Origin of the sequence: Grimontia sedimenti (assembly GCF_011045095.1) — a bacterium.
Classification (GTDB): Bacteria; Pseudomonadota; Gammaproteobacteria; order Enterobacterales; family Vibrionaceae; genus Enterovibrio; species Enterovibrio sedimenti.
In genome coordinates this window covers 258,259-282,041 of record NZ_JAALDL010000002.1, presented here as the reverse complement: position 1 = coordinate 282,041, position 23,783 = coordinate 258,259, and the positions used below count along the sequence as shown (strand labels likewise).

The 23,783-nt window shown below is 48.3% G+C and carries 20 protein-coding genes and 1 riboswitch; of the genes, 8 read left to right on the top strand and 12 right to left on the bottom strand.

The window, feature by feature from the left end:
• Window positions 1-125: 125 nt before the first annotated feature.
• Window positions 126-494 carry a hypothetical protein gene (locus tag G5S52_RS04105; protein WP_165011903.1) on the top strand — a complete coding sequence of 123 codons (369 nt, stop codon included), beginning with the start codon at window positions 126-128 and terminating at the stop codon, window positions 492-494.
• A gap of 366 nt (window positions 495-860) precedes the next feature.
• Here the strand turns inward: G5S52_RS04105 and G5S52_RS04100 are convergent, their stop codons facing one another.
• The 12 genes from G5S52_RS04100 to G5S52_RS04045 form a co-directional block, all read right to left on the bottom strand.
• Entirely contained in the window at window positions 861-1,280 is a 420-nt protein-coding gene (locus G5S52_RS04100) for a type 2 periplasmic-binding domain-containing protein (RefSeq protein WP_235956082.1), read from the bottom strand.
• Window positions 1,281-1,394: 114 nt separating this feature from the next.
• Window positions 1,395-3,038: a pyridoxal-dependent aspartate 1-decarboxylase PanP gene (gene panP, locus G5S52_RS04095; protein ID WP_165011902.1), complete on the bottom strand. Its 1,644-nt coding sequence runs from the start codon at window positions 3,036-3,038 to the stop codon at window positions 1,395-1,397.
• 163 nt (window positions 3,039-3,201) lie between these two features.
• Window positions 3,202-3,735 (bottom strand): hypothetical protein, encoded by a 534-nt coding sequence (locus tag G5S52_RS04090; protein ID WP_165011901.1) that lies wholly within the window; start codon window positions 3,733-3,735, stop codon window positions 3,202-3,204.
• A gap of 192 nt (window positions 3,736-3,927) precedes the next feature.
• On the bottom strand, window positions 3,928-4,995 hold the full coding sequence (locus G5S52_RS04085; RefSeq protein WP_165011900.1) for a sn-glycerol-3-phosphate import ATP-binding protein UgpC: 1,068 nt from the start codon (window positions 4,993-4,995) through the stop codon (window positions 3,928-3,930).
• A 33-nt stretch (window positions 4,996-5,028) separates the two neighbouring features.
• Window positions 5,029-5,877, bottom strand: a complete 849-nt coding sequence (gene ugpE / locus G5S52_RS04080) for a sn-glycerol-3-phosphate ABC transporter permease UgpE (protein ID WP_165011899.1) — start codon at window positions 5,875-5,877, stop codon at window positions 5,029-5,031.
• Window positions 5,877-6,758, bottom strand: coding sequence for a sn-glycerol-3-phosphate ABC transporter permease UgpA (ugpA, locus tag G5S52_RS04075; protein WP_165011898.1), 882 nt, complete (start codon window positions 6,756-6,758; stop codon window positions 5,877-5,879). Before ugpA ends, ugpE begins: the two co-directional genes overlap by 1 nt.
• Window positions 6,759-6,827: 69 nt before the next feature.
• Window positions 6,828-8,132, bottom strand: coding sequence for a sn-glycerol-3-phosphate ABC transporter substrate-binding protein UgpB (gene ugpB / locus G5S52_RS04070; protein WP_165011897.1), 1,305 nt, complete (start codon window positions 8,130-8,132; stop codon window positions 6,828-6,830).
• 336 nt (window positions 8,133-8,468) lie between these two features.
• Window positions 8,469-9,722: an ABC transporter substrate-binding protein gene (locus G5S52_RS04065; protein WP_165011896.1), complete on the bottom strand. Its 1,254-nt coding sequence runs from the start codon at window positions 9,720-9,722 to the stop codon at window positions 8,469-8,471.
• 3 nt (window positions 9,723-9,725) lie between these two features.
• Window positions 9,726-11,168, bottom strand: coding sequence for an ATP-binding protein (locus tag G5S52_RS04060; RefSeq protein ID WP_165011895.1), 1,443 nt, complete (start codon window positions 11,166-11,168; stop codon window positions 9,726-9,728).
• On the bottom strand, window positions 11,158-11,880 hold the full coding sequence (locus G5S52_RS04055) for a response regulator (protein WP_165011894.1): 723 nt from the start codon (window positions 11,878-11,880) through the stop codon (window positions 11,158-11,160). Before G5S52_RS04055 ends, G5S52_RS04060 begins: the two co-directional genes overlap by 11 nt.
• A gap of 168 nt (window positions 11,881-12,048) precedes the next feature.
• Window positions 12,049-12,147 (bottom strand): MetS family NSS transporter small subunit, encoded by a 99-nt coding sequence (locus G5S52_RS04050; protein ID WP_152442386.1) that lies wholly within the window; start codon window positions 12,145-12,147, stop codon window positions 12,049-12,051.
• Window positions 12,144-13,649, bottom strand: a complete 1,506-nt coding sequence (locus G5S52_RS04045; RefSeq protein ID WP_165011893.1) for a sodium-dependent transporter — start codon at window positions 13,647-13,649, stop codon at window positions 12,144-12,146. Before G5S52_RS04045 ends, G5S52_RS04050 begins: the two co-directional genes overlap by 4 nt.
• Window positions 13,650-14,571: 922 nt before the next feature.
• On the opposite strand from G5S52_RS04045, the gene cydH reads away from it, so the two are divergent.
• The 7 genes from cydH to G5S52_RS04010 all read left to right on the top strand — a co-directional run bounded on the left by cydH (window position 14,572) and on the right by G5S52_RS04010 (window position 23,716).
• Complete coding sequence (gene cydH / locus G5S52_RS04040) at window positions 14,572-14,664, top strand: cytochrome bd-I oxidase subunit CydH (protein WP_165011892.1); 93 nt, start codon at window positions 14,572-14,574, stop codon at window positions 14,662-14,664.
• An 85-nt stretch (window positions 14,665-14,749) separates the two neighbouring features.
• Complete coding sequence (locus tag G5S52_RS04035) at window positions 14,750-15,967, top strand: patatin-like phospholipase family protein (RefSeq protein ID WP_165011891.1); 1,218 nt, start codon at window positions 14,750-14,752, stop codon at window positions 15,965-15,967.
• A gap of 35 nt (window positions 15,968-16,002) precedes the next feature.
• Entirely contained in the window at window positions 16,003-16,560 is a 558-nt protein-coding gene (locus G5S52_RS04030; protein WP_165011890.1) for a sugar O-acetyltransferase, read from the top strand.
• Between the two features lie 182 nt (window positions 16,561-16,742).
• The gene (locus tag G5S52_RS04025) at window positions 16,743-17,339 is read left to right on the top strand and encodes a GTP cyclohydrolase II (RefSeq protein ID WP_165011889.1); all 597 of its coding nucleotides are present in this window, start codon (window positions 16,743-16,745) and stop codon (window positions 17,337-17,339) included.
• A gap of 374 nt (window positions 17,340-17,713) precedes the next feature.
• Complete coding sequence (emrD, locus tag G5S52_RS04020; RefSeq protein WP_165011888.1) at window positions 17,714-18,925, top strand: multidrug efflux MFS transporter EmrD; 1,212 nt, start codon at window positions 17,714-17,716, stop codon at window positions 18,923-18,925.
• Window positions 18,926-19,175: 250 nt separating this feature from the next.
• Complete coding sequence (locus tag G5S52_RS04015) at window positions 19,176-20,573, top strand: peptide MFS transporter (protein WP_165011887.1); 1,398 nt, start codon at window positions 19,176-19,178, stop codon at window positions 20,571-20,573.
• 347 nt (window positions 20,574-20,920) lie between these two features.
• Window positions 20,921-21,010: riboswitch (cyclic di-GMP riboswitch) on the top strand.
• Window positions 21,011-21,040: 30 nt separating this feature from the next.
• The gene (locus G5S52_RS04010; protein ID WP_165011886.1) at window positions 21,041-23,716 is read left to right on the top strand and encodes a calcium-binding protein; all 2,676 of its coding nucleotides are present in this window, start codon (window positions 21,041-21,043) and stop codon (window positions 23,714-23,716) included.
• The last annotated feature ends 67 nt before the right edge of the window (window positions 23,717-23,783 follow it).

The window sequence follows — 23,783 nt, the reverse complement described above, 5'->3', positions numbered from 1 at the left end:
GAGCCGGGATTGAATCCCGGCTTTTTTGTTTTATCGGCCTGATTATTGCAAGTTTTTTAGTCATCGACAAAAATTTGCCGCCTCATTTTGATAAGGATTTTCATGAAAAGTTACTGCTGAGTCTGATGACAATGGGCATGGTTTCCGGCTGCAGCTATGTGTCTACCTATGGTGTGCATGGCAAGTTGCTGGGGACAGAGCAACAAATCGTCAAGTGTGAGTATGAAGCGGCACTGGATACCCTGCAGCAGTTTACCGTTATCGGCAGTAATAAAGAGAAGTCTCAGGCTTTTGAATTTATGGGTGTCGTGTATCAGGAAAAAATGGATCTGGAAGCATTTAATCACACGGTTGATAGGTTTCTATTCAGTGACATGGGGCGGGGTGAAAGCCGGGAGCAAGTGATCATGGAATGGAATGAAGCGCGCCGCGAAATACGTGAAAAGAGGCTCTATGAGCTCGGAAGAGCGGAGTGTAGCACGGATTTTACGTAGGGGTTAATGCCCAATGGTGTACATATTTTTCAGCACAACTGTGATCTTATTTCCACAGTATTACCTGACTCGCAAAATTGCTGCATCTGCATAAAACATAAAGGAACTTTCTTGTTTACCTCACAGTTTTCTTATTCATCAGGTACTAAATTACCCCTGTGTTCAAAATCAGTCAGTAATGCAAGGCCGCCACTTACAGACTGATTCTGAACCAAAAGACTTTCATTTCTTTCATTTGGTTTTATCAGCTGAAGGAAACTAATGAGAGGGCAGAACTCTAAATCTGCCAACGTAAAAACTCGAGGAAAACCAGCGTCGGTATTGGCCTATCAACGCTGGTTTTTTTCATTTCCGGTATCGCAATTCTCAGGAATAGCGGTAAGGTTTACCTGCTTTCTCCATCACCCCTGCATATTCTTTAAAGATTTCTACTACACGTTTTGCCCGTGGACTGGTTTCAGCCACTTCGTCCCAGAACTTATAGGCTTCCAGTTCAACCTGACGCCACTCCTCGTCCGGAATCGTGGTCAGCTGCATTTTCGTGCCTGTGGTTCTGAGCTTCGCTTCACCGCCCCAGTACCAATGTTGACGGTAGTAGTGCGACGAATCCATCATCATATTGAACAGCACTTTCAAGTGATCAGGCAGCGCATTCCAACGCTCCGTGTTGGCAAAGAAAGAACCACACCAGGCACCGGAGATATTGTTGGTCAGGAAGTAGTTGGTTACGTCAGCCCAGCCAACACCTTTGACCTCGTCATAGGCTTCCTGCCAGATTTCTTTCAAGCCGTATTCTTGAAACAGTACTTAGCCAAGCGATTTGAAATCAGCATGTTGCAGCAATGAGTCGTAAGCAGTGAGAAACAAAAAAGCCGCTTTCGCGGCTTTCTTTTGTGAAGATTAATTCAGGATTTGTTCGGCAAGTTCCAGAAGCTTGGGATACGCGATTGTGCTTTGTTTTGCCAGTGCTCTCTGTTCCTCTAACACTTCTTCTAGGATGTTTTTGGTGGTAAGCGGGTTGGCTAAAACCACACGGAATACGATAGTGGCGCGATTGTCGAATTGGACTGGCGTTAACGTGGTTCGGGAGACGAAAGTGTTTCCGGCTTCGCGTTGGTGCTTTTGAATGAAAACCGTCAGATCGTTGAGGTGCTGGTGGAGCATTTCACGTTGGGCGTCATTGGCAACTTCGAACGCTTTCTTAACTGCTTCTGGTACAAAGCGGTATGTGAGCAGGCAAAGCTCCGGCTTACTTACCACTTCAAAGTCTGGTTGCTCAGCGATAAGTGAAGCAAAGTACTCAGCCTTGTCGACGCTTTGATCAATCAGCAGCTCGTAGCCTTCGCGTCCGATGATATTCAAGCTTGCATACAGCAGCATTGCCATGCCGCTACGAGACCCTTCGAGCGTGTGGCTGCCGAGGTCTTTAGAGCCTTTACGCAGGATGTAGTTGGCGTGATGCTCAATCGCAGAGACCATAGAAGGGTCTTTGAAAATCACCATGCCCGCACCCATTGGCACATATAGCTGCTTGTGTGCATCAATGGTCACCGAATCAGCGCGTTCAATGCCTTTGAGTTTTTGTCGCTGGTTGTTGGACATCAAACTTGCACCGCCCCAGGCTGCATCCACATGAAAATGAATGCCTTCACGCTCAGCAATTTCTGCCATGGCGTCAAGCGGGTCGATATTCCCGGTCTCGGTCGTGCCAGCAACGCCAACCAGTGCAAATACCTTGGTGTTTTTCGCTTTCAGCTCAGCAACTTTCTCTTTGAGCTTATCAATACGGATTCGGTTGTTCTCGTCGGTTGGAATCGCAACCAGAGACTGGCGCCCAATACCAAGCACGTCAGCAGACTTCTTCAGGGAATAGTGCCCGCGCTCAGAGACCAGAATAGCCAGATCGTCATAGCCATAATGGCGCATGGCGCGGAACAGACCTTCTTCAGCCACGCCTTTGAAATCGCCATCCGCTTTCAGTGCAGCATTGCGTGCTACCCACAAAGCCGTGATATTGGCGATTGTCCCGCCGGAGCAAAATGCCCCAAGGGAGTGTTCAGCGCTGTGCATCCAGCTTTCATAGAACGGGTCATCACGGTCGTAAATCAGGTTGTGGAGCATGCCCAGCACCTGACGCTCGAGTGGCGTGAATGCCTTTGAGGTTTCGATCTTGACCGTGTTCTGGTTAAGGCCAATCATGATCTTGGACAGCGGCATCAGGAAGTAGGGGAGCGCTGATGTCATGTGACCAATAAAGCGTGGCGATGAGGTATGAACCGATTGGGCAACCAGTTTATCCAGCAAAAACTCGGTGTGTTCGGAAACGAAGGTTGGTTTTTCAGGGATCAACGGGTTGCTGAAATCTTTTTCGATATCAGTGAGAGATGAATCTGTCGCAGCAATATGATTCTGCAAAAAGCGATTCAGGTTTTGGGAAATTTCCTGCTCGATTTTGCCCAAGGTGGAATCGGGCGCTTCGGGCACGGTAAAAATACGGTGGAGGCTTTCCAGGGACGCTTCCGCCGTCTTAGTTTCTGTAACCATCCGAGGTTCTTTATTTTCTAATAATGGGCTTTTCTACACGATGTTCGCCGAAGTTACAACACAGGAAAGACGTGGGCTTGGTCGATATCAAAGGGTAGAAATCTTGGGAGTTGAGACAAAGGCCACCATTTAGGTGACCTTTGTAAAGCTTAGCGCGCGGTTGTTATTGCTTATCGCAACTGGTCTCAGCCAGCTTCATCATCGCATCGTTGTACTGAGTCAACGGTACATCGATTTCTTTGGGGTGGCTGAGCAGGGATGCGAGAGCCGAGCGAAGATCGTAGTTACCTTCGTGGGCTTTACCCTGACGGAATTCGAAGACTTTCTTCGCTGCATCCGCTAGTTCGCCTTGTGAGCTGCTAAGAATCTTTACGTCCTCTTGAGACAAATCCAACCAAGATTCCACTGGAGCATCAAAGTTAAGTTTGCTTGGGTCGTTTTCCAGATAGTAGTCAAACGCTTCTTCGTTAAGCATGAAGTGGTTACGGCGACCTTCAAGGAACCAACCCGCAACGCCTTCCAGTTTAGGGTCTTTCTTAATAGTCAGGTCGACAAGGTTTTCGTACCAGGTGATCGAGGCATCTACATAGTTGTGATACTTCTGGCTAACACAGAGCTTGTCCAGTTGTTCGATGTCTTTCGCAAACGAAATACCAGGCACCAAAGTGGCGATGAGGATCAGGGCTGAACGACGCATTTTTAAATCCTTTTGGTCGAAGGTTGTTTCTGTGGCGTTCTTTCTTTGGCATTGACGCTACAGATATTTTATAGTCGTAATGGTAATGTTAGCGACCGAAGAATAAAAACGAAAATTTTCTCTGGAATTAGTGGATTGTCACAATCCAAGCGAGAGATCTCTCAGTTGCTCAGATTGTGACAAATAGAGGGGTTAGCTTTCGATGCGTTTTTCAGTTTCTCTATCGAACAGGTGAATGTTTTTAGTGTCGATATTCAGAGGTAACGATGCGCCATCCTCAACCACCACATGCCCCTCAACACGCAGCGTCATTTGCTGGTCAGAATCACCCAGCGTACCGTAAACCAGTAAGTCTGCACCCAAAGATTCGGTGAGTGTTACCTTCATCGTGAGTTGCTTGTTGTCCGGGTTCTCGGCAATCTGGAGATGCTCAGGACGCAACCCGATGTAAAGGCTACAATCTTCAAGATTCGAATCCGTAATGGATTCCCCATTGCTCAAGGTCAGCTTTCCACCATTCACTGAGCCTTCAAGAATGTTCATCGACGGGCTGCCAATAAATGTCGCTACGAACAGAGAGGCAGGGGTGTCATAAACTTCCAGCGGTGTGCCAACCTGTTCGACGTTACCAGCACTTAGTACCACCAGACGATCCGCCAGTGTCATAGCTTCCACTTGATCGTGGGTGACGTAGATAGATGTGGTATTCAGCGAGCGCTGGAGCTTTTTGATTTCCAAGCGCATTTGCACACGCAGTTTGGCGTCGAGGTTGGAAAGCGGTTCATCAAACAAAAACGCTTTTGGACGACGCACAATGGCACGCCCCATAGCCACACGTTGACGCTGACCACCGGAAAGCTGAGACGGTCTGCGGGTCAGCAGATGGTCAAGCTCCAGCATCTTTGCCACTTCGTTGACCGATGTTTCTATCTGATCTTTAGGAACGCCACGGTTTCTCAGGCCATACGCCATGTTATTGAACACTGTCATGTGCGGATATAGTGCGTAGTTCTGGAACACCATGGCGATGTCGCGCTCGCCGGGTTCTTTTTCGTTTACGCGGTCTCCACCTATTGATAAGGCGCCGTCCGATATGGTTTCCAACCCAGCAATCATGCGGAGTAGAGTGGATTTGCCGCAGCCACTTGGGCCTACCAGCACAATCATTTCGCCATCTGCGATGTCTAAATCTACCCCGTGAATTGCTTTAAAACCGTTGGGGTAAACTTTTTTAATTTGGTCGAGTGTCATTGTCGCCATTCACGCATCCTCTGTGTGAAGCTTAATTCTTTATTATTTTTCAGTTTCTACCAGGCCTTTCACGAACAGCCTTTGCATGCCAAGCACCACGAGTACAGGCGGGATCATGGCGAGTAGCGTCGTTGCCATCACCTTGTTCCATTCCACTTCGCCATCACCGACAGCCAACATGCGTTGGATACTCATCACGATGGTGTAGTAGTTATCTTCGGTGGTTATCAGCAGAGGCCATAGATATTGGTTCCAGCCGTAAATGAACGTAATCACGAATAGTGCTGCGATATTGGTTCTCGAAAGCGGCAGGAGAATATCAAAGAAGAATTTGATCGGCCCTGCGCCATCAATTCGAGCGGCTTCCAACAACTCGCCCGGTACCGTCATGAAAAACTGGCGGAACAGGAAAGTCGCGGTAGCACTGGCGATTAGCGGGATAGTCAGGCCAGACATGGTGTTCAGCATGCTGAGATCGGCGATGACCTGAAAAGTCGGCATAATACGAACTTCTACAGGTAACATCAGGGTCATGAAGATCACCCAAAACGCCAGCATACGGCCAGGGAAACGGAAGTACACCACGGCATAGGCTGACAGAATGGAAATGGAAAGCTTGCCGAAGGCGATTCCAAGTGCCATCAACGTCGAGTTCCATAGCATCCCAGCTACGCTGATATCCAGTTCACGTGATGTACCTTCTGTGAGGATTTCATGGAAAACCTCAAAACCACGATCACCGAACCAAAGCGGTGTCATGCCACTCACAAACTCTTTACTGTCGTGTGTTGCTGCCGTCAATGCGAGCCAGACAGGCAAGGCGACGGCCAGCACACCCAGAATGAGAATGAAGTGGCTGAAGAATGTCAGTAACGGTCTTCTTTCTACCATCAGTAAGCCACCTTCTTCTCAACGTATTTGAACTGAATGACGGTCAGCACGCCGACCAGAATCATCAGAAGGACAGACTGTGCGGAAGACGAACCTAAGTTCAGTCCCACAAAGCCATCGGCATAAACCTTGTAAACCAGCGTTGTGGTCGAGTCGCCAGGGCCACCTTGTGTCATTGCATGGATAACGCCGAAGGTGTCAAAGAAGGCATAAACCAAGTTCACGACCAGAAGGAAGAAAGAGGTTGGCGAAAGCAGTGGGAACACAATGGTAAAGAATCGCTTCGCCGGGCCTGCACCATCAATCGCTGCCGCTTCGATCAGTGAACGGGGAATAGACTGCAATCCGGCGAGGAAGAACAGAAAGTTGTAACTTATCTGTTTCCACGTTGCTGCGACGATAACCATAAACATGCCATCGCCCCCGTTGATAAAGGGGTTCCAGTCTATCCCTACGGCTGCCATGGCATGTGCCAATACGCCTACCGTTGGGTTAAACATAAACAGCCAAAGCACACCTGCAACCGCGGGTGCAACCGCGTAAGGCCAGATAAGTAAGGTCTTATAGGCAGTGGCGCCTTTGATAATGTGGTCGGCCATGACCGCCAGCAGCAAAGAGACGAAAAGCGCTAATGCTGCGACTGCGAAGCTGAAGAATAGGGTGGTGCCAAATGACGAGAAGTAAGCACTGTCTTCAAAAAGCTCAAAGAAGTTCTCTAAGCCTACGAATTCTGTACTTAACCCGAAGGGATCTTCCAATAACGTGGATTGCCATACTGCTTGTCCCGCTGGCCACAGGAAAAAAATAAAAGTGATGACCAATTGAGGGGCGAGCAGCAGTACGGGTAACCAGACGTTGTGAAAGACGGGTTTGTTATCCATAACAACCTGCTTATTGTAATTATGTGGATCAGCGGGGGGATATATCCCCCCGGTATTACGGTGAGCGTATTACTTGTTCGCTTTTGCGAATTTTGCCAGCAGTACGTTTCCGCGCTTAACGGCTTTATCCATTGCATCTTGTGCAGAGGCTTCGCCAGACCAAACGTTTTCCAGCTCTTCGTTGATCACATCACGGATCTGCACAAAGTTACCGAGGCGAATACCTTTGGAAGCAGGAGTCGGCTCAACAGATGTCATCTGAACAATCGCCACGTCAGTCCCTGGGTTTTCGTTGTAGAAACCTTGTTTCTTACTCAGGTCGTACGCTGCGTGAGTGATTGGCAGATAACCTGTGAACTGATGCCAGTCGGCTTGGTTTTCCGCGCTGGACATGAATTTGAAGAACTTAGCGACACCGTCGTAGTCTTTCTTGTCATGGCCTTGCAGTACCCACAGGGTTGCACCACCGATGATGGAGTTCTGTGGGGTTTTGATCTTAGAGGAGTAGTAAGGCAATGGTGACACACCGAACTCAAAGTCTTTCACGTTGCCTTTAATGCCCGCGTAAGACGCTGAAGAGTTGATGTACATGGCACACTCACCGCTGTAGAACAGTGGCGCACTGTCTGAACGGCGGCCGCCGTATTTAAAGGTGCCGTCTTTTTGCCATTCTGCCAGTTGAGCGATGTGGTCAACGAAGATTTTATCGTTGATCAGCAGCTTGGCATCTGTGCTGTCGAAACCATTATTAGCAGTAGCGATAGGTGCATTGTGGCGCGCTCCGAAGTTCTCGATTTGTGTCCAGGATTGCCAGCCCGTGGTGAAACCACATTTCGCACCGTTTGCCAGCAGCTTGTCTGCTACGGCGTCCATTTCTTCCCACGTTTTTGGTGGCTCGACACCTGCTTTAGCGAACAGGTCTTTGTTGTAGTAAAGCACTGGGGTAGAACTGTTAAATGGCATAGACAGCATGTTGCCGTCGCTGTCGGTGTAATAACCGGTTACTGATGCTAGGTAAGCAGAAGGGTCGAATTCTGTTTTGGTGTTTTCCATCAATTGGTACACAGGATAGATAGCACCTTTCGCGCCCATCATGGTCGCAGTACCAACTTCAAAAACCTGAACAATTTCTGGTTGCTGTTTTGCACGGAATGCGGCAACAGCACCTGTCATTGTTTCCGTGTAATTGCCTTTGTACACAGGCTTAACAACGTAATCGCTTTGGCTTGCATTAAACTTATCTGCAATCTCGTTCACTTTCTCACCGAGATTGCCACCCATCGCGTGCCACCACTCGATTTCTGTTGCAGCGTAAGATGGGGATGCCAGCAGCAGTGATACAGAGGTTAGTGCTGCTAATTGACCTAGCTTCATGGTTTACTCCTTGTCTGACGAACTTCTATTGCCGTATCGGCTTTCCATTTAGAAAGTGTGTTTGCTCGTTCGAGCGGGAGGTTAGAGCATATGAGCGTTATGTTGCGGTTTTGTTATAGCACCGCCTAGTTTGCGTGTCTTTACTCGCAAATAAAATGTGTGAGTTCCCGCCAACTTAGAACGCGTCGCAAAGAGTAGATGCCAGGTTTGACAAAGAGATTAAGTTTCGGTGTCGAAAGTGTGTAGTGTGAGCAGGTTAGTTATATCAACAGCTTTTGAATAGTGCCCCTGTGATAAGGGGCACGAATAGAAAAGTGGAGTCTAAAGGTGGCGTTGTTACAGTCGATCAGCCAAAACGGCTGCGCGAATGTGTCGCATGGTTTCGTCAATGTCGACATTGTCGTCGTTGAAGAAGCGGCTGATCACATCAAACAGCGCAATTTGGGACGCACGGCCAATCGCCATGTTGTGGGACAGGCTGGCAACCAGATTGTCGGTGGCCGCGGCGCGCAAAAATGCCTGCATAGAGTCTTGTGCACAGGCGTCAAAACCTTCCATATCAATATCGACACGCACTGGGATGGAGCCCTTACTGAGATTAAATTCTCGCTGGAAGTCTGGGTCGAGAATTAATTTCGCCAGCATTTTCTGGGATTCTGTGGTCTGCGTTGCGCCATTTTTGAAGAAAACAAAGCTGTCGATGTTGAAAGAAAACTGATTGGCAGTGCCCGGCGCAGGAATACAAAGGAAATCCTTACCAGCCTGCTTCCCTGCGGCCAGAAATTCGCCTTTTGCCCAGTCCCCCATCATTTGCATCGCCGCTTTTCCATCGATCACTAGAGACGTGGTGTCGCTCCAGTTGCGCCCCGGCGAATCAATGTCTGTGTATTGCTTCATGCGGCGGAAAACCTCAAGGGTCTCGCGCATTTTGTTACTGGTTAGCGCGTCGCTGTCCTGTTCAATAAAGGCTTTGTGAAATTCATCTGTGCCCATCACAGCGAGTGCGATTAGCTCAAAAAGCGTGGTTTCCTGCCAGGGCTCATTGCCAAGTGCCAGTGGGATATAGCCTGCAGCTTTAATTTTTTCGGCAACAGAAAAGAACTCGTCGAGTGTTTGCGGTGGCTGAACACCAACTTTATTCAAAACATCAGCATTGGCCCACAACCAATTGACGCGGTGAATGTTAAAAGGCACTGCGACATAGTGGCCATCTACTTTAAGGTAATCGCTGACGCGGTGGGGAACCAGTTCGTTCCAACGTTGTTCCTTGGCGACATCATCGACGCTGGCAAGGAAGCCCAGCTTTCCCCACTCCTGAATTTCAGGGCCCTTGATTTGCGCCGCGTCGGGCGGATTGCCTGATAGAGCACGAATGCGAAGGGTGTTGATAGCACTTTCGCCAGCACGGCCTGCGACAGCAAAGTCACGCCAGACATGGCCTTCGCGTTTCATCATCTCTTTAAGCGTGTCGACGGAGCGGGCCTCGCCGCCACTTGTCCACCAGTGGAGAACTTCTACATCATTGCCGTCACTTGCCTGAGCAGAAAAAGTGAGGCCGAGTGCCAAGAAAAGGGGGGAAAATCTCTTCATAATTCAGGTCCTGGGGAAAGCGATGTCGATTTGCAGACCGCCTTCCTTGCGGTTGGAAAGAATGATTTCACCACCATGTGCGCGAATGATATTTTTTGCGATACCTAAGCCGAGGCCAGTTCCGTGCAAATCTGTATGTAGACGGAAATAAGGGTCAAAAACCTTTTTGAGGAATTCGTCAGGAACGCCCGGGCCATTGTCCATCAAAGTGATATCGAGAGACTTCTCGCCATCATGAACATAAACCATAACCTCATCGCCGTACTTCACTCCGTTATCGATGAGGTTAGTCAGGCAGCGCTTGAACGCCAAAGGCTTACAGTAAAATGGACGCAGCTGTTCGCCGGTAATGTTTACCCTCAACCGTTGCTGGTTATGTACCTCGGCGATAGTGTTCAGAATTTGCACGACATCAAGCGCCGATACGTTCTCATGAATGTCAGTGTCTTTCACCGTCTGGAGAGCGCCTTTTACCATGATCTCAAGTTCATCAAGGTCTTTGTTGATCTTGGTAGCCTGAACTTCATCGTCAATCAACTCAGCACGAAGACGTAAACGGGTGATTGGCGTCTTCAAATCGTGAGAGATAGAACCAAACAGTTTTTCCCTGTCATGCATGTAACGCTGAAGGCGTTTCTGCATCAGGTTAAAAGCTCGGGTTACTGTTGTAATTTCACTGGCACCTTCTTCGACCAATTCTGGCTGTTCGATATCGGTGCTCAGTCGGTTTGCTGCTTGTGCGAGTCGCTTTAATGGCCGGGTTTGATTGCGGATCAGCGTAAAGGTAAAGACCAGAAGCAGCGTGGTAATCGCAAACAGGAAGACGATTTGATCCGCGTTAATCAGATCATTTTCCAAAGTCACATACGGAGCGGGCAGGATCGCAGCGATGTATACCCATTGCCCTTCGGTGAGTTCAATTTGCACAACCAGAATCGGCGGATTTAGGGGTTCCAAGCTCAGCGTGTGATGCGCCCAGGACTTCGGAAGGTCAGACAGCAACAAGCTGTTGTTCAAAACGCGCAAGGTTTCAGGGCGGGAAAAATCCACTTTGATTTGATCAACATTGGGCAGTTCTTTTTTTAGCACGCTTTCAATGGTGCTAATCGCCTCGAGTTTTGAACGAGTATCCGGCATTGGCGTGATGCGGATTTCTTCCGTGTTAAATGAGACGAAAAAGCGTGCACCACCCATATTACGGAGTTGGTCCAGAGCGATATGTCGGTATTCGAGTGGCAATGACTGGAAGAAGGTAGTGGTGGAAGCAAACATCTGCGCCATGCTTTCAGATGCCGATTTCAAACCTTCCACTTCGCGTTCCTTGGACTGGGTGTACCAGAAGAAACTGGCCACACTTTGTGCAAGGATCACTGACAGTACCGTGAGTAACAAGGTCCGCGAAAGCAGCGAACGCGGCCAGAAGTAAGATTTTAAGTTAAGACTCATAGGTAATGTCTGCGACAAACATGTAGCCGTTACCACGAACGGTTTTGATGATGGTGGATTGGCGGCCGTTATCTTTTAGTCTTTGGCGTAGTCGACTGACCTGAACATCAATGCCACGTTCTTGAGGTTGTGCGTCGCGGCCACGTGTCGCGTTAGAAATCGCGTTTCTGTCCATCAGCGAGTTGGGGTTTTCAATAAACAGCATCAGCAGGGCAAAATCTGCTGAAGTCATTTCTACTTCCTGACCGGTGACCTGATGATTGAGTCGTTGTGTGACAGGGTCCAAGCGCCACTGCGCGAAACGAATCGCTTTTGGCTTGGACATGGTGGTTTCCTGCAATTGCTGGGTGCGGCGAAGTAGGGCACGGATTCGGGCAACCAATTGGCGAGGGCTGAACGGCTTGGCAATATAGTCATCCGCACCAAGTTCCAGACCAATGATCTGGTCAGTTTCATCGGAAACTGCAGTAAGCATGATGATAGGCACGCTCGAGTCTTGTCGAACATATTTACACAGCGTGAATCCATCATCACCGGGCAGCATAATGTCGAGAAGGATGAGATCTGGGTATTGAACGGCGAGTTTCGCTTTCATTTCCTGCCCGTTCTGCGCGGTCGTGACATCGTATCCCGCTTTGGACAGATACTCTTGAAGCAGTTCGCGGATTTCTAAATCGTCATCCACCACCAGGATCCGCTTCTGATTAACCATGAAAGGTCTTCCCCTTATTCTCGACAAGTATCACGTTATTATCTTAGAGAAAATGTCTTGATTCTAGCGAGGCACGCCCAAATTGAGTGGATGGGATCAAACAAATGGTTGATTTGGACAAAAAAGAACCCCGGCATTGGCCGGGGTTCTGTACTTTCTGGGTCCGGATTATTTATCCGAGTTCATTGCGCGGCTGATGCAGTATGCTGCGCCACCCCAGGTAATGCCGAAACCAATCAGCATCATAATGATTGCACCTGTTGTCATACGTTTGCCTCCTGTGCGTCTTCTTCCGCTGAATCCTTAGCAGGACGAGATACGATATTTACGATGATACCTACGATAGCCAGAGCAGCTGTCAGACCCCAGCCCAGCATCAGCAGATCGCTTTGCTCGTAGCCGCCGTAACCTTCTTTGAATGTGTTAACCAGGTTAGTACCGACGATCCAAGCCAGCATCAGTGGGCTTACGAAGCGTACACACACTTCCAGCCAAGCGCCTACAGAGAACTCAGAGACTTTGTTCACGTGGTCACGGATGTCAGACACTTTGATCAACCAGCCCAAGATAACCAGCTCAATCAGACAGCTTGCCAGCAGAGCGACGTTGTTCATGAAGTAGTCAACCAGATCCAGCAGTAACAGACCACCGTTAGTTGCAAACGCCATAGAAACCGCGAAACCAGTACCACAAACGACAGAGGCGGCGACTTTACGGCTGATGTTCAGCTTGTCGATAATCGCTGACGTCACCGCTTCAATGATTGAAATGTGTGAGCTCAGACCCGCAACAACCAGTGCCAGGAACAACAGTGGACCAATGATGTAAGGTGCTGGTAGCAGGTTGATAGCTTGTGGAAGCGTAATGAACGCTAAACCAACACCGCCACTTACCACTTCAGTGAGCGCTTTACCTTGCTCTTGTGCCATGTAGCCCAAGATAGAGAAGATAAGTACGCCGGCCAGAATGGAGAAACCACAGTTGATCAGAACGGTCATGAACGCATTGTTCGTCACGTCAGATTTCTTAGGCAGGTAGCTCGAGTAAGCCAGCATGATGGCAAAGCCAACAGACAGTGTGAAGAAGATCTGGCCGTAAGCCGCTGACCAAACTTTCGCGTCAGTCAGTTTGCTGAAATCAGGAGTGAACAGATAGTTCAGACCTTCAACAGCACCTGGCAGGAAAGCTACGCGTGCAATCAGTAAGATAACCATGATGAAGAGTACAGGCATCAAAATCTTGTTTGCGCGCTCGATACCGCCTTTGATGCCGGTAAATACTGCCGCAAAAGTGATCGCCCATGCGATAGTCATAGGAATCGCGATGTGAAGCTGCCAGCTCCCCAGATTACTTGGTGAGTTTTCGCCTAGCTTCAGGTATTCGCTGAAGAAGAAGGCGTTGGTGTCTGTGCCCCAGCTTTGGTCAAATGCAAAGCCAACGTAAGACATTGCCCAGCCGATAACCGCCACGTAGTAAACCGCGATAACCGCTGCGATACCTACCTGGAACCAGCCCAGCCATTCGAACTTGGTGTTCAGTTTTGAAAAGACAACCGGTGCAGAACCACGAAGCTTATGGCCAAGGCCAAACTCCATGATCATAAATGGAATACCCGCGGTCAGCATGGCGAAAAGGTAAGGAACAAAAAATGCGCCGCCGCCGTTTTCGTAAGCCATATATGGGAAACGCCAGATGTTCCCCAAGCCGATTGCGGAGCCTACTGCCGCGAGGATAAATCCTGCGCGAGAGCCCCAGACTTCTCTAGTCATAACTTCTCCTTGTTGGTGATAACACCCGTCCTTTTATGTACGCAGACAACGTCTTGTTGTGCTGCGCTGTGTTATTAGCGTCGACGTGAACAGATTTGAATGGTTTTGTTACTGCTCTGGAAGCGCTTGGTTGCGGGTGCTGATTCAACCATGTTGTGTTTGGAATTTTTTCCCTTCACGATTTGGCAAAATAATCTTCTGCCTGTGAGGTTAAAGGCAGATTAAGCATTGGTTTCAACTAAATCAATAGCGTGAATCTCTTATGATCGTGCTGTTTTGTTGGTTATCATTCCGTATAAGTGTATGTGGGTGGTGTGTTTCTGGATGTAAATGACGTATTGATAGTGATATGAACTATTGATGATGTTTCTGTTAGCAGAAAGTTGCGATCTATTTCCCGTGTTTGTTTGAGTGAAAAATGAACAAAAATGCGTATTGGTTCGAATTTGAAGTTTAAAGCTTAAAAAGTCGTTAAAACTGCACAGGGTCTTGTCGCCCATCGATCGGTAATATCAAGATTAATGAGTTTTATCTAAATCTAATCCACTAAAAAATAGGGCTAATTTGCAACTATTTTCAAAGTGTCTCTAATAGTGCTAGTTAATGGTCTGTTAAATAAAATATGGTGATAAATTGAAGTTTATTGTTCTTTTTTTAGGCATGTGCTGGGATTTAAGATCAAATTTATTCAATCCTCCCTTGAGGAAGAGATGTTTCAATGTGTTTGCTAAGTCTCTCGCAAAGACAGTGAAAGATTCTGTTGAGGCTTTATAGGCAGGGGCTTTGCTTTGTGTCACATAATGAAACATTTGCTTCAATGATTTAACGATCTTAGATAGGAAACTGAATATTAGGCCTTGCAGTGATAATCTCCCTACATTATGTATATGTAACGTAAGTGTTATCGTTAAGGGGTCAGAGAATGGACACTAATCTAAAAATTGCGCTGATTACCGTATTTTGTGCATTGAGCGGCATCATTACCTTCGCGACTGTCGCTATCGTTTTCTCATAGCGTTCAGTTGTATAAAAACATTGGCTCTTGGCAAGTGAGAAGGCGTAAGATAGCGCCTATTCTATGATGACACCGAGAGGTGCTTGTGCAGAGCCCTAAAGACACTGCGTTTTCAGCGTCTTATCCATCCAACAGCGTTTCCGCTACTCCTATGATTGACCACGCCCTTAAACGCAAAAAGCGCATTGCTTTGGCTGCGCAAGGTGGGGGACAGAAAGGCGTCTTCACAGCAGGAGTATTAGACAGTTTTCTCGATGCAGGTTTCGACCCGTTTGAAATCTATATCGGTACCTCTGCCGGTGCACTCAACCTTGCTTCTTATATCACCCGCCAACGCGGTTTCGGGCATCATTTCATTACTGAGTACACCACGCACGATCGCTTCTTCAACCTGATGAAGTATGTGCGTCGGCAGCAATTCATGGATCTGGACTGGGCGCTGGAAATGGCGAGTCCAAACCACCCGGAAGGGCTACGTTTAGAAAATGCACTGACTACCTTGTCTAACCGAAGCGCTTACGCCTGCGCGACGAATACACACACCCTCGAACCGCACTTCTTCCGTATGTTTGAAGACAACTGGCTTGATGTCATGAAAGCCACTTGCGCGATCCCCATGTTGTATCCCTCAGCGGTGGGCATTGAAGACCAATTCTTTGTTGATGGTGGTGTCACTGGTGCTATTCCCGCAAGAGAAGCGTTCAACCGTGGCGCAGATATTGTTGTGGTGATCCGTACCGAGCCTGTTGTCGAAGATAAATCGCCAATGAGTTCAGCTTTTGCAGAAAACTTACGGGGAAGAATGGAAAAACGGCTTCCTGAGTACCTTGCGAGATTGAACATTGAAGATCGCATGGAGAAACTTTCAGACTTCCATGACCAACTTTCACACCGGTTGGAAGAAATCAGGGAGAGGTATAGAGAGAAGACGCCAGAACCTATTTGGCATCGCCTCAAAGACATGATGCCAAAGCATAAAAGCCAGAATGGTGGCCGTTGGCTATTTGGCGGTGATTCGATTTATCGTCTTCACGCTTTATCTGGACAGAAATTGAATGCGGATATGTTGGAAATGCTAACACGGCATTTTCAAACGTATCAGGAAGCGATTGAATTTATGTCCCATCCTCCTGTCCGCACTGAGCTTATTCAACTCGCGCCAAAACAGCCTCTTTCAAGCAGTGCGTTACTGAGTAAGCCTTTCCAACTGGAACATGATTATCAGGATGGTCTCGAAGCAGGCCGACATTTCGTTGACCAATATGCAGCAGCGTTCAATGACGTATCATCAGTAACGGGCTAACTTTAAAAAATCACAATGTTTTCAAGGAAGAAAGATTGACTGAATTTGAAAAGATGCAGCAGGGAATGCCATATAGCCCCGCAGACCCGGAACTGACTCAATTCCGCTATGCATCCAGACGGCTTTGTCAGCAATTCAATACCATTGACCCGGCAGACGTTGATGCCAATGAAATGGTGATCACTAAGCTGTTTGCGATTCGCGGCAAAGGCGTGGTGGTAGAGGCTCCGTTTACCTGCACCTACGGCATGAACGTCAATGTGGGTAACAACGTGGCCTTTGGTCCAAACTGCACCATCATAGACAGTGGACACGTAGAAATAGGGAACAATGTCCTCATCGGCCCTGGCGTAGGTATATACACCATTACCCAAAGTCTCCTGCCGTTGGAGGTACTGAATGGTGAGATGGAAATTTCATTGCCTATAATTATCGGCAACAACGTTGTTATTGGTGGTAACAGTGTGATCAAAGCCGGGGTATCGATTGGCGAAGGGGTTGTGGTTGAAGCGGGTTCCGTGGTCGAAGGTGATATCGAACCGTTTTCCGTGGTGTCTGGAAACCCTGCAAGCGTGATACGCCGCCTCCGCTGAGAGGTTGGCAGTCCCGTTAGAGTTCTGATACGATTGCCCGCCACAGCGTTACAATTGTTATATTATAACAATTCTAATACGAGTATGTTGATATGTATCCGGCGCTTAACACTAAGCGGCTCAACCCGGATAAACAGGGCAGTACCATTCAGCGAAGCTGAATAAAAAGAGAATTGCAGTCGATGGCAAAAGTTAGAGCAAGAGTTCCATTGAACGTGGGTGTAGGTAGTAAGATCCCTGCAGAGATTCTTTCGTTCGAAGGTTTGGGCTCAGATAAAGAGCACGTCGCTATTATCTTCAAAAGTGCAGATCAGCAGCAGGGCGCACCGCTGGTCAGAATGCACTCTGAATGCCTGACAGGCGATGTATTCCACTCCTCTCGCTGTGATTGCGGCGAACAGCTGGAAGAAACCATTCAGAAAATGGGTGAAGAAGGTGGGGTCATTCTCTATCTTCGCCAGGAAGGTCGTGGAATTGGTCTATACAACAAGCTGGATGCCTATAAGCTGCAAAGCGAAGGCATGAACACTTATGAAGCCAACAATCATCTTGGGTTTCCCGATGATTTGCGAACCTTTGAAGACGCGGCAGCGATGCTGAAGGCGCTTGATGTTGATACCATCCGCCTTATCACCAACAATCCGAAGAAAATCCGTGAAATCCAAGAGCACGGCATCCAGTTGGAAGCAGTGGTCGGCACTCAGGCTCACCTCAAAGACGGCAACAAAATGTATCTGAAGGCTAAAGTCTCTCACGGTAAGCACAAGTTGACGATCTGATCGCCCTCCGCGAATTATCTTCATGAAAAGCAGCGCTCTGGCGCTGCTTTTTTGATCTTGGAGAGCTATACCCAAACGACCTGAAGATGCTTGAATCCTGCATCTTAAGGTTGTTCGGGTATATTCTTGGTTAACGAATAATCAGGCAAGCCAATGGTTGTAAATAAACATTAGTAAAACTAATCCTTTCTATGATTTCTTATCGTGCTTGAATGACGTTTAATTAGTTGTTTGAAGCCTCTCACGACACTAAACTCTGCGAAAAATTAGAGGTGGTGGCGTACTATTCAACGAAAGCGTTAAATATCCCTTTTATCGTCCACTTCCTCGCATAAAAGATTCTTAGTGATTATTTGCTTCCGGGAGTGCCGGTGATGTCATCGACAACGCCTTTATCCAAAATTTTACTCATGATTATCATTCTGGCTGCTGTTGGTCAGATGACCCAGACCATGTATGTGCCTTCCATGGCCATGATGGCTGACAGTTTTGCTGTACCGCCAGCATGGCTGCAAGCGGTCATGGCGTGCTACTTGATCCCTTACGGTCTTTCCCAGTTTATCTATGGTCCGCTGTCTGACCGTTTTGGTCGTAAACCCATCATTCTTGTCGGTTTGGCGATTTATCTTGTTGGTACCATCGTGACGCTCATGGCGCCGAGCTTCAGCATTTTCTTGCTGGGCAGTGTGATTCAAGGTGCTGGTATTGGTTGTGGTGGCGCTATGGCGCGTACCCTGACAAGAGACTGCTTTGACGGTAGCCGTCTTCACAAAGCGAACAGTCTCGTCAGCATTGGTCTGATTTTCTCGCCGCTGATGGCACCTGTGATTGGTGGCTTACTCAGCACCTATTTTGGCTGGCAGGCGAGTTATGGATTCTTGTTCATGTTGGCGGCCGTGGTGTGTTTGATCATGTCGCTGTATTTTCAGGAAACATTGCCACCTGAAGCACGTCGCCAAGACTCTGTGTTGAAGAGCTATCACCATGTGATGAGTAACCGACAGTTTCAAGGTTACTTAATCTGCCTGATTGCGGTTTTCTCTGGTATCTCAGTGTTTGAGGCGGCAGCAGGGGTGTTGCTGGGAAGCACACTGGGTCTGAGTGCGACGACAGTGAGCCTGCTATTCGTACTGCCTTTGCCGGGTTTTATGGCGGGCTCTTGGCTTTCAAGCGTGATCGAGCAGCGAAAGTCATCAGGGAAATCTCTGCTAGTCGGTTCGGTGATCTTGTTAGCGGGCGCATTGACCGTAGTGATCCCTGGCTATTTTGTCACTGTGACCGTTGAGACGCTGATTGGCGGTGCATTTATTTACTTCATGGGCGCGGGTGTCCTTTTCCCTGCGGCAACCACAGGTGCTATCTCGCCGTTTCCACGTCATGCAGGCACGGCGGGTGCGGTGATGGGCGGTGTTCAAAACATGAGTGCAGGCTTATTTACCTTGTTGGCGGCACAGATGAACGTGAATGATCAGTTCTCGCTGGGCGCAATTTTGCTGGCCATGGCAGTGGTATCAGGACTGGGTTTGCTGCTGTGTCGCCGTCAGAATATGGCGCCAGATACACCCGTGACGGCGCTAACAGACTAGGGCGCTGTAAAGTATAAAATACAGGCGAAATGGACAAAAAGGCAGGAAATCCAACAGGATCTCCTGCCTTTTTCTGTAGTGGTCTCTCCTGATAGAGATCAAAGCAAATTCGGAAATATAAAATTTGTTTATTTAGTAATTGCGACGAACATCAAATTGGTGCAATGTGTACCGCCTGTAGCGGAGTCGGAAAGGAAAAGGAGGACCTAGAAACTCCCGCTTTAATAATCATAAAGGCGGTAAACACACAATGAATGCAAGCAGACAGTCTGAATGGCTGGGTCATCCTCGCGGTCTGTTCCTCCTCTGTGGCACAGAGCTTTGGGAACGCTTCTCCTTCTACGCAATGCGCGCCATCCTGGTGCTTTACCTCACAGATAAAACCATTAACGGCGGTCTCGGATGGACGACACAAGACGCGCTGAACCTCTACGGTATCTACACTGGACTTGTCTACCTGACGCCTGTTCTTGGCGGCTGGATTGCTGATAACTTCCTTGGCCAACGACGCTCAATCATAGTCGGTGGTGCGCTCATGGCAATTGGTCAGTTTACACTGGCATTGCCAAACAGCTTTATCGACCCGTTTGAACTTCAGGCGTTCTATGTCGGTCTTGCGTTTCTGATTATCGGTAACGGTCTGTTTAAGCCAAACATTTCCACCATGGTAGGACATCTTTACAACGAAGGTGACAACCGTCGTGATGGTGCTTTTACCATTTTCTACATGGGCATCAATCTGGGTTCATTGCTGGCAGGTATCATTGCCGGTACCGCTTCCATGCATTACGGGTGGAAAGCTGGCTTCCTCTGCGCGGGTATCGGGATGTTGCTGTCGCTGGTTATCCAGTTGTTCTTTGCAAACCGTTATTTGGGCAATATTGGTATTGAACCCGCGGCAAAAGCACATCGCGACAAGAATGGCGGTCAAGGAAAACAACCGCTAACAAAGATTGAACGTGATCGCCTCAAAGTGATCGTCGTGATGAGCCTGTTTGTCATCATCTTCTGGGCGGGCTTTGAACAAGCCGGTGGTCTGATGAACATCTATTCACAGGAATACACTAACCGTATGTTGGGTAGCTTTGAAGTACCAGCGGCTTGGTTCCAGTCGTTGAACCCAATGTTCATCATCATTCTTGCCCCTTTGCTGGCAGTATTCTGGCGTCGACTGGGTGCCAACGAGCCAAGTTCGCCAATCAAATTCGCGATGGCTATGGGTTTCCTATCGTTGGGCTTTGTCTGCATGGTAGGGGCGGCAATGCAGCAGGGCGGTGATATGTCAGTGAAAGCCTCAATGTGGTGGCTGGTAGGGGCGTATTTCTTCCACACGCTGGGTGAGTTGTGCCTGTCTCCAATTGGTCTTTCCCTGATCACTAAACTGGCGCCGCTTCGCCTGATGTCTGTGATGATGGGAACCTGGTTCTGTGCCAATGCAGTAGCAAACTATGTGGCAGGCTTTATTGGTAGCCATGTTGGCGATGCTGGCCCACTGGCAATCTTCGGTGGTATTGCGGTCACTTCAGCGATTGCTGGCCTGCTTCTAATCCTATGTTCAAGCAAGTTGATAGACTGGATGCATTGTGCGGAAGGAAACAAACAGGATTCTGACGAAAGCCTGACAGAAAAGCCCGCTGTCGCGGCCTAATATTAACTAAGCCAATAGCATGTCTGGAAAAGCCATCGGTCGATGGCTTTTCTGTTGATATCGCCGTACAGCCCTGTGAAAACGTCACATACGGCGTACGGTTTCATACCATAATCACTCAAGAGTACTGCTTTTCACGTAGTGCTTTTCTAATGCCTGTTCGTCATTTTCTAAAAATCAGTTAAGACCACTTCCACCCTCAGCCTTATATTAAGTACTAATTGCACTTCAGACGCTTGCTGTGGTGCCCTCATTCGGCCAACCTGATATCGCTTTGAAACAGCGGCACCAATGCTTTGCGAACGAAAGGTGCCCATCATTCGAGATTCATCAATAGGACAACTATTCGGAGTTAAAGCCATACCTGTTGTGAAACAGGGACGGAAAGTTTCGGGTCTCAGGGTTGTTGGTGGTACTGAGACGGCCGGACTGCCTCTTGCTTTGGTTAGCTAAAAGAGGGACAACAAATGTCTAATATTATCGGTACTTCAAACGGCGAGACACTTAACGGCACTTTGGGAGATGACTACATCGAGGGTCGTGGTGGTGACGATACTATCTATGGTGATGTAGGTAGCTCATCGGGCAATGGCAACACTGGCGCTGTTTTTGTACTTGGCGATGACTTCACTGCTTCAAGTGGCGAATTCCACACTTTCAACTTCCCACCAACACTTGATTTCTCAGGTTCTACGACCAGCGTAGCGTTTAATGATGACGACGCTAAGCTCGACGGTGACGATCGTTGTAACGAGTATTCAGACGATAAAACGCAGACAGTTGAACTGAATGGCAATGAGTACGATGTAAACGTTGACTACCAACTGAAGTACTGTGATTCAGACGGCAACGTCTACACGTTTGCTGTTGTAGACATCGATGCTGACAACAATGGCAGTCACTACCACAACGTTGGTGAAAACGGCAAAATCCTGATCCAACTGGATGGCCCAGAAATCACTTCTTCAACCAGCATGTCTTACGTTCAGGGCTCTTACGAAAACATCAGCAGCCTGGACTACTCTTCTTTCACTTCTCCAGAAGAAGTTGATCCAAGTGTTGGTGGTGACGACGAGATTTACGCAGGTGACGGTGACGATACTGTGTATGGTCAGGGCGGTGATGATTACATTGAAGGCAACAATGGTCAGGACCAGCTTTTCGGTGGTGACGGTGATGACACCATCTATGGCAACACTGCATCTCCTAACTTTAGCGACGACCCGAGTGTAAACGTTTTCCAAATGGGCAGCGACTTCACTATGCCTTCAGGCGGTGAGTTCCATACTTTCTGCTTCCCGAACAAATTGTCTTTCGATGGCGGCTCTACCAATGTGACGTTCCAGGATGACGATGGCAAGCTGAATGGTGACGACTACTGCAACGAGTATTCAGATGACAAATCACAAACAGTGACCATCGATGGCAACACTTATTCTGTGAACCTGGATTATACCCTGAAGTACTGTGATTCAGACGGCAACATCTACGAATTTGCCGTGATTGATGTGGATCTGGATGGTAATGGCCACCACTACAACAATCTGAATGAGAACGGTAACCTGCTGCTTCAACTGAGCGGCCCTGAAATCACAGATGCTACTGATCTGTCACTGGTGCCAAATTCTTACAGCAACATCAGCTACATCGAGTACGACCAGATTGCTGAAGAGCAAACTCAGGTCTCTAACGATGAAGATTACATTGACGGTGGTAAAGGTAACGACACCATTTACGGTCAATGGGGCGACGATGTAATTTACGGTGGAGAAGGCGACGACGTCATTTACGGTGGTAACTATGGTCACCAAACACTGGAGCTTGACCGTGGCCACGATGGTTACTGGGATATCAGCAATGGTGACGCTGTCACGTTAGATCTGTCACACATCACCTCTAGTGCTTCTTACAACAACAGCGTGGGTTACTACGTGCTGGATGAGAATGGTAACGTTCTGAAAGCCGTGATCATGGCTGACAACGCGAAACTGGATAACGAAGCGCAAGCAATTATCGATGTTGAAGGTGCAGATCGCCTTGGCTTGTTCATCATTCCAGACGGCGATACCAAAGGCTTTGACGAGGGCGAAGTAACGCTGAGTTTTGCTAACGGTAGCCCAGTATTTGGTCAAGGTAGTCTGTCTGCTGGTGGCTATGTGTCTGAGCAAGGTAAAAACGGCGACCGTCAGGATCACGAAATCAACTCTGGCGAGAACTCTTGCTGGGAAGACCTGTGGTGTCTGGGTGACAAAGACTTCAATGACGTTGTGATGAAAGTGAATGCGACTCAGGTTGTTGAAGAGAGCGACGCCGATACTATCTACGGTGGTGAAGGTAACGACACCATTTATGGTGGTGACGATGTTGACCACATCATGGGTGGTGTTGGCGATGACACTATCTATGGTGGTGAAGGCGACGACATCATTGAAGGTGGTGAAGGTAATGACACCTTATTCGGTGGTACTGGTAAAGATACCTTGCTGGGTGGTGCCGGTGATGACTTCCTGCACGGCGGACCAGGCGATGATGTGACCATCGACGGTGGTGAAGGTGTCGACAGCTACCGTGGTAGTAAAGGTGACGATGTGCTTATCTTTGGCCAAGACGACTTTGTTGGCCTCACCACAACAAACAGCAGTGGTGAAGTGATCAATCAGCACATGTACTACGGTGATACCGGTTTCGATACCATGCTGGTAGAAGGTGATGCCGTTGTCGATTTCACAGGCGTTTCTTACCAGACAGATTCTACTGTAACGGGCAATGTTATGGCTCAAATCGAAGCAGTGATTGGTGATGAAGGTGACCAGACGGTTATTATCAACCCGAATGCTATCGAAGCACAGTCAGACGTACCTGCTGGTGAAGATCTGGGCACACCTGATGACTGGGACGGCTTTGTTGCTTACCTGGGCGAAGGTGATGATGCACTTGATGTATCTGGCGTGCCTTGGGAGTTTGTTGACGGCGGTACTGTTAACGCACCAATCTCAGCAGAAATGATCAGCCTGATGGGACTGAACAATACTCAGGTTGGCGAACTGAATGCTTACGTGTTTGAGCACGAAACGCTGGATCGCACCATCACAATTTGGACTGACGCAGAGACAGTTACCCTGAACGGTGAAGACCTGTTCTAAGTCGATGTCTAATTGAGTAAAGGAAGGGCGACCATTTGGTCGCCTTTTTTTATGCTTGGCTTTTAGT